Source organism: Nocardia sp. NPDC049707, from assembly GCF_040674855.1.
Taxonomy (GTDB): domain Bacteria; phylum Actinomycetota; class Actinomycetes; order Mycobacteriales; family Mycobacteriaceae; genus Nocardia.
This window is the reverse complement of record NZ_JBFANN010000110.1, coordinates 1,941-2,315: the sequence shown is the minus strand read 5'-3', so window position 1 is coordinate 2,315 and position 375 is coordinate 1,941. Positions and strand designations below refer to the sequence as shown.

At 58.9% G+C, this 375-nt stretch carries 1 protein-coding gene; it reads right to left on the bottom strand.

Annotated features, from left to right (window positions below; genetic code table 11):
* Positions 1-375: hypothetical protein (locus tag AB0J29_RS37055; protein WP_364796022.1), on the bottom strand; the 375-nt coding region annotated here is incomplete at both ends.

Below are 375 nucleotides of genomic sequence, written 5' to 3'. Positions count from 1 at the left end.
ACCACACGACGAACAAACAACCCAGCGGCCCGATCACACACAAGGCGAACGAGATCTGGCCGAGCCGCACCAGACAGCCCGTCAAGAGACCCAGGAACGCCAGCAGACCCAGGAACGCCAGGAACGGCAAGAGAACCAAGAACACCAGCAGACCCAAGAACGGCAGCAACGCCAAGAGAACCAAGAACACCAGCAGACCCAGGAACGCCAGGAACGCCAAGAGACCCAGGAACGCCAGCAGACCCAAGAACGGCAGCAACGCCAAGAGAACCAAGAACACCAGCAGACCCAAGAACGGCAGCAACGCCAAGAGACCCAAGAACACCAGCAGACCCAAGAACGGCAGCAACGCCAAGAGAACCAAGAACACCAGCA